The following is a 5,150-nucleotide window of genomic DNA, read 5'->3' as shown; positions in this document are numbered from 1 at the left end:
GTTGATGGTGACGCACGAGATGAATTTCGCCCGCAAGGTCTGCGACCGCGTGGTCTTTATGCACCAGGGGCGCGTGCACGAGATCGGTCCGCCCGACGAGGTGTTCTCCAACCCACAGACCGCCGAGCTCAAGCAGTTCCTCGGCATGATCCAGTAAGCACGGGCGACCAGCTCGCCCCGGCCGGCTTCGGGGCTCTGCAAAGCGCACCAAAGCTGCGCGTCAAAGGGCCATGGCTTGCCCAGGCCTGGCTTTTTTTGGCGTCAACTTGCCCCCGGCCCTGCAGGGTCGGGCCGCTTCCCGCACAATGGCGGGGACAGACTGACCCGCTCCTGATTTGATCGCTGCTAGCGCCCGCCACCCCTGGGCGACTTGCGCTGTCCCGCCGACCCGACGCCGCCTTGATGAACACCATGCCCCCCATCCTSTATTTTTTCGCCCTGTGCAACCTSGTSATMGGCAGCGGSGCYTTTGTGCTSGGCGGCATCCTGCAGCCCATGAGCSTCTCGCTGGGCATCAGCGTGGCGGCTGCCGGCCAGGCCATGACGGCCTATGCCGTGGCCACCGCCGTGCTGGCGCCGCTGCTCATCATCTTCACGGCCGGCTGGCCCCGCAAACGCGCGGTGCAACTGGCGCTGGCGCTGTTCACGGCGGGCTGCCTGGTGTGCGCCCTGGCGCCCAACCTGCCCTTGCTGCTGCTGGGCCGCGTGCTGATGGGTGCTGGCGCCATGTTCACCGCCGCCGCCTCGGCGCTGGCCGTCAGCATGGTGGTGCCCGCGCTGCGCGGCCGGGCGCTGTCCATCACCTTCCTGGGCATGAGCATCAGCTACGCCGTGGGCCTGCCCATAGGCGCCTGGCTRGGTTTTGAGTTCGGCTGGCGCGTGCCGGTGTGGCTGTCGGCGGCGGCAAGCCTGACGGCGCTGGTCGCGGCCAGCTGGCTGATTCCCGCCAACATGGCCAGCGCCGGCACCAGCTTCGCGGGCTTCCGGGCCGCCGCGCGCCAGGGCGCGGTGCTGCGCGTGTGGGGCCGCACCTTGCTGTACTTCATCGCCATCTTCAGCGTGTTTGCCTATGTCGGGCCGGTGCTGCAGGCGCTCAACCCCATGAATTCGGCGCAACTCTCGGCCACGCTTGCCGTCTTCGGCCTGGCCGGTGTGGGAGGCACGCTGATGGGCGGCTGGGCGACGGACCGCTTCGGCGCGCTGCGCACCCTGCGCGTGCAGCTGGCCGTGCTGGTCGCGATGATGTGCCTGCTGCCGCTCACGCGCGGCAATGTGCCGGCCACCATGGCCGTGCTGGTGGCCTGGGGCATCGCGGGCTTCGGCCTGATGGCGCCGCAGCAAAGCCGGCTGGCCAGCCTCTCGCCGGCGCAGGCGCCGCTGCTGCTGAGCCTCAACGGCTCCATGCTCTACGTGGGCACGGCGCTGGGCGCGGTGATCAGCGGCGCGCTGCTGGATCAGGTGGGCTTTGCGCAACTGGGCTGGGTGGGCGTGCCCTTCGGCCTGCTGGCCATGCTGACCCTGGTGTTTGACCGCATGCCGTCGCGCGTGACGGCATCGGCGGCCGCCTAGACCTTTTCCTGCAATCGAACCATGACAGCCCAGGACCAGCTCGACGCACTGCAAATCGCCCTGCGGCAATTGCGCGACGACACCCTGGGCGTGGCCGCTTTTTCGCAGCTCGCGATGCAGCAGGCAAGCCTGGCGACCGCCCTGCCCGAACGTTTTGGTGAGGTGTTGTCACAGCTGCTGAACCGGCTCGAGTCCAGCGCGCTGTTCACCGAAGAAAGCTGCTCCTTCAGCCGTGGGGACTTGCTGGACAGCCTGCAACTGTGGCTGGACAAGGCCCGGCTGCAGCTTCAAAAAACCTGAAGCTGCCGGGCGATCCAGCTCCGTTGGTTAACGGCCGCCATCATGGCCGTGGCGATGATGGACGTCCGGGTAATGGGCATGGCTGTGGGTCACGGGCTCATGCCTGTGGGGATGCGAATGCGTTCCCGCGACCGCGGGTGTATGGTCGTGCGTATGGTGCTCGTCGTGCGTGTGCGCGTGTTCATGCTCCAGGACTTCATGCGTGTGCACATGCGCGTGGTGCTCGGTCAGGTGCAGCCAGATACCGTACGCCATCAGCGCGGCGGCCGCCAGCAGTTTCCAGCTGACGGGCTCCGCCAGAAACACCACGGAAAACAGCGCCCCGACAAAAGGCGCGGTCGAGAAGTACGCGCCGGCCCGTGAAGTCCCCAAGTGCCGCAAGCCGACGACAAAAAGTGCCAGGCTCACACCGTAGGCCAGCAGGCCGACCCCCATGGCGATGGCTGTTTTCCCAGGACCCGGCAACGCCGCCCCCACCAGGAAAGCGAGCAACAGGTTCGTGACGCCTGCAGCCAGCCCTTTCACGCAGGCAATCCATGAAGCATCCGTCAGCGACACCTTTCGCGTGAAGTTGTTGTCCAGGGCCCAGAAAAAACACGCCAGCAGCACCGCGGATGCCGGCCACAGCAAGGTAAATGTGGACGTTGATGGATCAGATGGATCCGACTGGGGCCAGCTGAGCAGCAGCGCGCCCGCCACGATGGCGGCCATGCCCAGCGCGATCCGCCTATCGACGTTCTCCTTGAACACCATCCATGCCAGCACCGCCGTCAACACCGCTTCGGCATTGAGCAGCAAGGCGGCGTGACTGGAAGGCATGGCCGACAGCCCGTACATCAACAGCACCGGCGCGATGCCGCCGCCGCACAGCACCGCGGCGGCCAGCCAGCGCATCTCGCCGGGGGCCAGGCGCGGGCGGGCGGCGCCCCGCATCCGGCGATACACGAACAGGCCCAGGCCGGATCCCAGGTACAAAAGCCCGGCCAGCATCCAGGGACTCATCTCGCCGAGCAGCCATTTGGCCAGCGGCGTCCCCGCACCGAACAGCAAAGCCGATGCCAGCGCGGCCGCGACACCCGGGCTCAAAGAGCGTGCCAAAAGCTTCAATGCCTGATCCCCTGAAAATCAAAAAAGAAAATTCACGTCCAATTCGCCATTTTCGGCCATGCGGCCATTCCCCTGCCGGCGCCCTATCCATAGGCCAGGGCATGAGTCGGTGAACTGAAAGGATTCCTCATGAAACATCTGAAACAAGCCCTGCTCACCCTGCTTTGGCTTCCACACCGGTAAGGCGGACGGCCGGTTCACGGTGACCGCGATTGAAAAAAGGGTGGAATAAGCACGTTGCGCCAGCGTGATAAGGTTGCCCGCATGTCCAAAACCATACGCTACACCCTGCTGTCGCTGCGCGACCTGTGGGTCTCCGCAGGCCCGTTCATCCTGCTGGCCATCGCATTGCTGGCGCTGGCCTACTGGTGGCTGGACCCGAACCCGCCCAAGCGCGTGACGCTGGCCACCGGCCCGGCGCAAAGCGCGTATGAGGAATTCGGCAAACGCTACGCCAGGGCCCTGGCGGCCGAGGGCATCCAGGTGGTCCTGCAGCCCTCGGAGGGCTCGGCCGCCAACCTGCAGTTGCTGCGCGAAGGCAAGGTCGACGTGGGTTTTGTCCAGGGCGGCACCAGCGACTACACAGAGCAGGACGAGGAAGATCTGACATCTCTCGGCAGCCTGTTTGTGGAGCCGCTCTGGCTGTTCTACCGCGAGGACGCCGCGCGCAAGGTGGCCGCTGCGGCGCGGGCGGCCAAGAATCCGGGCGGCCGACCGGCCAAAGCAGACCCGATGGAGGACGCCAGCCTGGCATCGCTCACGCAGTTGCAAGGCCTGCGCGTCAACGTGGGTACGCCCGGCAGCGGCGTTCCCAGCCTGATGGCCAAACTGCTGGACAGCAACCGCATTGACGCCGCGACGCTGAAACTGTCCCGGCTGGAGCAGACGCCCGCCACCGTTGCCTTCCTGGGCGGCGAGCTGGACGCCATCGTGTTCGCGTCCGCGCCCGAGTCGCTGATGGTGCAGATGCTGCTGCAGACGCCCGGCGTGAAACTGATGAACTTCGCCCAGAGCGAGGCCTATTCCCGGCGTTTTGCCTTCCTGACGCCCACGCGCCTGCCGCGCGGCGTAGTGGACCTGGCCGGCAACATCCCGCCCGACGACGTGCGGCTGGTGGCGTCCACCACTTCGCTGATCACGCGCACCGGCACCCACCCCGCCCTGCAGCAGCTGCTGGCCCAGGCGGGCAACGACATCCACGGCGGGGCCGGCTGGTTCAAGAATGCCCGCGAATACCCCAACCGCGACAACAGCGAGCTGCCCATTTCCAAGGAAGCCGAGCGCGCCATCAAGAACGGCACGCCGGTGCTGCAGCGCTACCTCCCCTTCTGGGTGGCCAACCTGGTCGAGCGCATGTGGCTGGTGATGGGCATCATCATCGCCATCATGCTGCCGCTGTCGCGCATCATCCCGCCGCTTTACGCCTTTCGCGTGCGTTCGCGCATCTTCCGCTGGTACGGCCGGCTGCGCGACATCGAAAACCGGGTGGACGGCAACGGCGATGGCGATCGCAACAGCGCCAAAAACCAGGCCCTGCTGGAAGAACTCAACGACCTGGAACGCCGGGCCGAAAAGATCACGGTGCCGCTGTCCTATGCCGACGAGCTGTATGCGCTGCGCGCCAATATCCACCTGGTGCGAAAAAAGCTGCAACGGCTTTAGCGCCCATCGCGCCGCAAAGAGGCGCGCGGCACCTTAAAAGGGCAGTGAAAAGCCCGATTCAGGGCAAGTGCGGGGCCTACGCAGTTTCTTTAACCCTAAAGTAAACCCCTGTGTCGGCATAGCAATTGCTCTGCTAGTATCGCCCGATACTTTTTTCTTTGGCCGATGCTTGCTTTTATTCTGCGCCGCCTGATCCAGGCCGTGATCGTGATGGTCGTGGTCGCACTGATCGCCTTCATGCTGTTCCAGTATGTCGGCGATCCGGTGGTGTTCCTGCTGGGGCAGGATGCCTCCCCCGCCCAGATCACCCAACTGCGCGCCGACCTCGGCCTGGACCGGCCCTTCATCGTGCRGTTCTGGCATTTCCTCGTGAATGCCGCGCAGGGCGAATTCGGCCTGAGCCTGCGCCAGGGCGCCAAGGTCTCGCGCCTGATCGCCGAACGCTTTCCCGCGACGCTGGAGCTGGCCCTGGTGGCGGCCTTGATGGCGTTGCTGATCGGCATCCCCATGGG

Annotated in this window: 5 protein-coding genes and 1 pseudogene; 5 read left to right on the top strand and 1 reads right to left on the bottom strand. The window is 65.9% G+C overall.

The window, feature by feature from the left end; all coding sequences use genetic code 11:
• The 3 genes and pseudogenes from AC1D0P_RS21460 to AC1D0P_RS21450 form a co-directional block, all read left to right on the top strand.
• Positions 1 to 157, top strand: a pseudogene (locus tag AC1D0P_RS21460) (amino acid ABC transporter ATP-binding protein); the annotation flags it as partial.
• 254 nt (positions 158 to 411) lie between these two features.
• Entirely contained in the window at positions 412 to 1,569 is a 1,158-nt protein-coding gene (locus tag AC1D0P_RS21455) for an MFS transporter (protein ID WP_477678601.1), read from the top strand.
• Between the two features lie 21 nt (positions 1,570 to 1,590).
• Entirely contained in the window at positions 1,591 to 1,869 is a 279-nt protein-coding gene (locus tag AC1D0P_RS21450) for a hypothetical protein (protein ID WP_477678600.1), read from the top strand.
• A gap of 27 nt (positions 1,870 to 1,896) precedes the next feature.
• Here the strand turns inward: AC1D0P_RS21450 and AC1D0P_RS21445 are convergent, their stop codons facing one another.
• A complete protein-coding gene (locus AC1D0P_RS21445) occupies positions 1,897 to 2,967 on the bottom strand; it encodes a DMT family transporter (RefSeq protein WP_477678599.1) in 1,071 nt (356 codons plus the stop codon).
• A gap of 273 nt (positions 2,968 to 3,240) precedes the next feature.
• On the opposite strand from AC1D0P_RS21445, the gene AC1D0P_RS21440 reads away from it, so the two are divergent.
• Complete coding sequence (locus AC1D0P_RS21440; RefSeq protein ID WP_477678598.1) at positions 3,241 to 4,638, top strand: TAXI family TRAP transporter solute-binding subunit; 1,398 nt, start codon at positions 3,241 to 3,243, stop codon at positions 4,636 to 4,638.
• Positions 4,639 to 4,803: 165 nt separating this feature from the next.
• Positions 4,804 to 5,150: ABC transporter permease family protein (locus tag AC1D0P_RS21435; RefSeq protein ID WP_477678597.1), on the top strand; the 347-nt coding region annotated here is incomplete at its 3' end.

Source organism: Polaromonas sp. P1_G2 (assembly GCF_056405515.1).
This window is presented reverse-complemented; position numbering and strand designations above follow the sequence as displayed.

Coding starts and splice junctions, on each gene's coding strand:
- AC1D0P_RS21450 (WP_477678600.1), top strand. CDS start 1,591: ATGACAGCCCAGGACCAGCTCGACGCACTGCAAATCGCCCTGCGGCAA.
- AC1D0P_RS21440 (WP_477678598.1), top strand. CDS start 3,241: ATGTCCAAAACCATACGCTACACCCTGCTGTCGCTGCGCGACCTGTGG.